General features: G+C 37.2%; 4 protein-coding genes. 3 read left to right on the top strand and 1 reads right to left on the bottom strand.

All coding sequences use genetic code 11. From position 1 onward, the window contains the following. On the bottom strand, window positions 1–138 hold a 138-nt coding region (locus VE944_RS10170; RefSeq protein ID WP_324976087.1), incomplete at its 3' end, for a transposase. A 98-nt stretch (window positions 139–236) separates the two neighbouring features. Between VE944_RS10170 and VE944_RS10165 the strand changes: the two genes are divergently transcribed. The 3 genes from VE944_RS10165 to VE944_RS10155 all read left to right on the top strand — a co-directional run bounded on the left by VE944_RS10165 (window position 237) and on the right by VE944_RS10155 (window position 2,667). Beyond that, window positions 237–569: a hypothetical protein gene (locus tag VE944_RS10165; RefSeq protein ID WP_324976083.1), complete on the top strand. Its 333-nt coding sequence runs from the start codon at window positions 237–239 to the stop codon at window positions 567–569. A gap of 263 nt (window positions 570–832) precedes the next feature. Further along, window positions 833–1,582 (top strand): calcium-binding protein, encoded by a 750-nt coding sequence (locus VE944_RS10160; protein WP_324976079.1) that lies wholly within the window; start codon window positions 833–835, stop codon window positions 1,580–1,582. 275 nt (window positions 1,583–1,857) lie between these two features. Continuing rightward, a complete protein-coding gene (locus tag VE944_RS10155; protein WP_324976076.1) occupies window positions 1,858–2,667 on the top strand; it encodes a hypothetical protein in 810 nt (269 codons plus the stop codon). Window positions 2,668–3,626: the final 959 nt, after the last annotated feature.

Raw genomic sequence — 3,626 nt, 5'->3', positions numbered from 1 at the left:
TAAGTCAGCCCAATTGCAACCATTCTTAAGTTGATAAAATACACCGTCAAGAATTTGCCGCTTTGTCCACAGAGGGGGTCTAGTTTTCTTCAAAGTCTGCAATAATGGCTCAATTATTTCCCACTCTTTGTCTGTCAAATCACTTGAATACCCAATTTTCAAGCCTGAACTGCTTCAATGCACCTAATTTCTGTTGATTCTACTTGATCGCCTAAAAGAGATCAAATGGGTTCTATATGGTAAGACTTGTAAAAAACTTTTTGGTTTACTGGCAATTAGTGGTGACATATAACGCTATGTCAATCAAACCAGCCATTATTAATTGCAATATTTTCAAAGCAGACGATGAAAAAATTCTGGTGATTGAAAATACAGCCTCAACCCGAAATCTTTTTCTAGAAGCCATTAATGACCGACATCGGCGGTACCCCATCCACAACCACAAATCCGATTACGGAAATTTCGCCAACAGTTTCTTGATTACAAATTGCTTTGGCAGGGTGACTATTCCAGTACTCGTGCAAGATAACTTCCTTGTGAAGCGGAAGCTCACCAATGAAGTTTTGTAATAATTTGAAGTTTCTGCGAGAATTATGGTTTTTGAGTTGATAACACAGTAGAGGAAAAGACTTAAAAGGACGATACGTCTAACACAAGAATCACAATGATGAAAAATTTCAGTATGTATTATGTATGTAGTAAATTACTAATGCGATTCGTTCTCTCAAAACTTTTCAAGAAGAAAGATGAAATTTAGATTCTTACTCCTTGTAATAGTTAAATATTGCATCAAGCAAATACATTGATCTGGAAAACTACAAAGGTATATATTATGTCTATAATTGTTGGTACTCCTAACAATAATTTTTTGTCGGGCACTACTAGTGACGATCAGATATTCGGTAATGATGGCAATGACATCTTCAAGGGCAGTCAGGGTGACGACAGCATCGATGGTGGAGATGGTATTGATACCGCCGACTACAGCGAACTAGGTGTAGGTATCACCCTCTCAGGTGTAGGGACAATTACCAAAGCTGATGGATTTGGAACAGACCAAATCTTCAAAATAGAAACAGTTATTGCTGATGCCAGTGTTGCCAACAATACCATCGATGCGTCCGAATCTTTGGCTGGCGTATCTATCAGCGCTGACCTAAAAGCCGAAACTATCTCTGCCAATAACGTTCCCCAACTTGAGACATTGACATTTAATGTACTCAACTTTTTCAATGTCATCGGTACCAATGAGAGTGACATCATTGCTGGCAACGACCAAAATAATCAATTATTCGGTAATGATGGCGATGACTCCATCATTGGTGGACAAGGTAACGATGTTCTTACAGGTGGCATTGATGCAGATAACTTTACTTTCAACAGTGCTAACGAGGGTGTTGACATCATCAAAGATTACAACTTTGTTGAGGGCGACGTAATCCAAGTTTCTAAAGTAGGTTTTGGTAGTACTAATAGTAGCGACTTTTCCTACAACCCCTCTACTGGTAACTTGTCTTTCTTAGAAACTCAACTTGCCTTCGTTGAAAATCTCTCATCCAATGTGAATATTCAGTTGGTGTAAAATTCCTAAAAAGCACAACTCCATCACAAGTTAAAACTTTTCGCAATTTGTTTCCAAAGTAAAAGTTATGTTGCAAAAAAAGAGGTTGTGCTGATACAAGTATAAATCTTATCAGTTCTCAGCTGCTAGCCCTCAAAAACTTTTTGCAACATAACCATTGGACACGGCAGTTGCTTTAGCTCTCTTAACCAAAGCAACGCACTGCCTCATCCTGAGTGTTGAATTATTCCGTTTTGATGATATTATTTATTTTACAAAAACTAGGAGTAAATCTTGTGGCATTTACGATAAATAAATTATTCAAGTTATCTGCTAAATATTTAACAGCAATTACAGTAATAATAACTGTTCTCCCATTACCAGTTAAAGCAGCTACATTTTTAGTAAATGAACGCGCTCTTTTAGGAGGTAATGATCAAGCTAATTGGGGAAGTTTAGGTAAAGTATTTAATCCCTCTGCGCCTGACTTTTCTGTTTTTTTACCTAACTCTTTTTCAGCAACATCCCAAGGTGGTTTAGGCTTAGATGTAAATATAACTCCAGCTAAAAATCCTCAGATTACTCCACCATTTATCTTTCAAACGTTACCTCCACCTGGCATTCGGACTAACTTCGCCCAAGGAGATTTTATTCTCTTCGGAGGTATAAACCCAACAGGATTTCAACCTCTTCCTCCTGGATCTCCTGATCCTCGTACTCAGGGTAATGGAGGCCCTTTGAGTATTAGTTTTGCCCAGCCTGTTTATGGTGCTGGTACTCAGATAGCTGTAGATATTAGTAATTTAGAAGTTGAAACTTTTCTTAACGCTTTTGATAGCAGCAATAACTTGTTGGGTAGTTTCTCAGTTCTCAGTACTTCGTCGCTAGCATTAGATAACTCCGCAGTGTTCTTGGGGGTTCGTAGTGACACTGCAAACATCTCACGACTCGTTTTTAGCAGTTCTGCTCCACAATACGGCTTGGCTATTAATCAGGTAAGTATTGTTGCAGTTCCTGAACCAGCTTTGACCTTAGTGATATTAGCTTTTGGTATTTCAGGTGCTGTTTTAAAAGTACGCCAACGCCCTTGGTCAAATAATTGCTAATTCGTAATATTCACCTCCAGCGATAAGCAAGCTACGTAATTTGTAATTGAAGAAGGTACAGCATCCCACAGCAAAATCTTTGATTGGGTAGTTTGGAAAATACTATCTACAAGAGGTTCTAGCTAGCAAGATCCTTATAGGGGTATGCAAACTCGCTTTTTCGTGTTGTTATCAGTGATGAGTCCTCAGCCAAGACATTTCTGAATAAGAAATCACCAGGTCAGTTAAAACAGCCCTTTTCCCAAATCACACTCTTAGGTCAAGAGTGCTTATCTGAACTGTATTGTCAATAGGTAATCAGAAGTAATTTAATCGGGATATTAGATAATTTATTTTCCGGAAATCGCCTAACAGTGATTGTAGTTAACAATTACGTTTCTCGCCGGAGGCGAGTCTTATTATCAATAAGAAATTGTTTCGACGCTTCTACAGCATCGAAATACTTTCTCATTGAATAAGCTTAATTTTTAGGACATACTCAAACTTCAGTAAGACCCAAGGTTCACATAATTCGTATTTTTAGCCAAATCAAGGTAAATGTTATACAAAGAATTAGAACACATCATAGACGCTAAAATCCAAAAAGCTATACGGAAGCACGAGATTATAGTTGCTTTTATTAGTAGTATTATTGGCTTAATTTTTATATTAGGTTTGTTCCATGCTATTTTGCTAAACCACTCTCAAATTCAATCATATTGCTTGAGATGATTACTAGTTGAGTTCAATAGGTTTTTCTAATCAAGCATTTTCTAATGTCTATAAAATTAATCAAAGTTCTACATATTTTTTATAAAAATGAATTCTACTATGGGAAATAAAAATAATAGCAGGGCTATATTCGTCTTATTTTTGACTGTATTTATAGACTTGCTCGGCTTCGGAATAATCCTACCGATACTGCCTTTGTATGCTGAACAATTCGGGGCAAAACCTAATGAAGCGACACTACTTGTAGC

The organism is Nostoc sp., assembly GCF_035638895.1.
Taxonomy (GTDB): Bacteria; Cyanobacteriota; Cyanobacteriia; order Cyanobacteriales; family Nostocaceae; genus Nostoc.
Note: the sequence above shows the minus strand (reverse complement) of the source record. Positions and strands in the feature narration are given on the sequence as shown.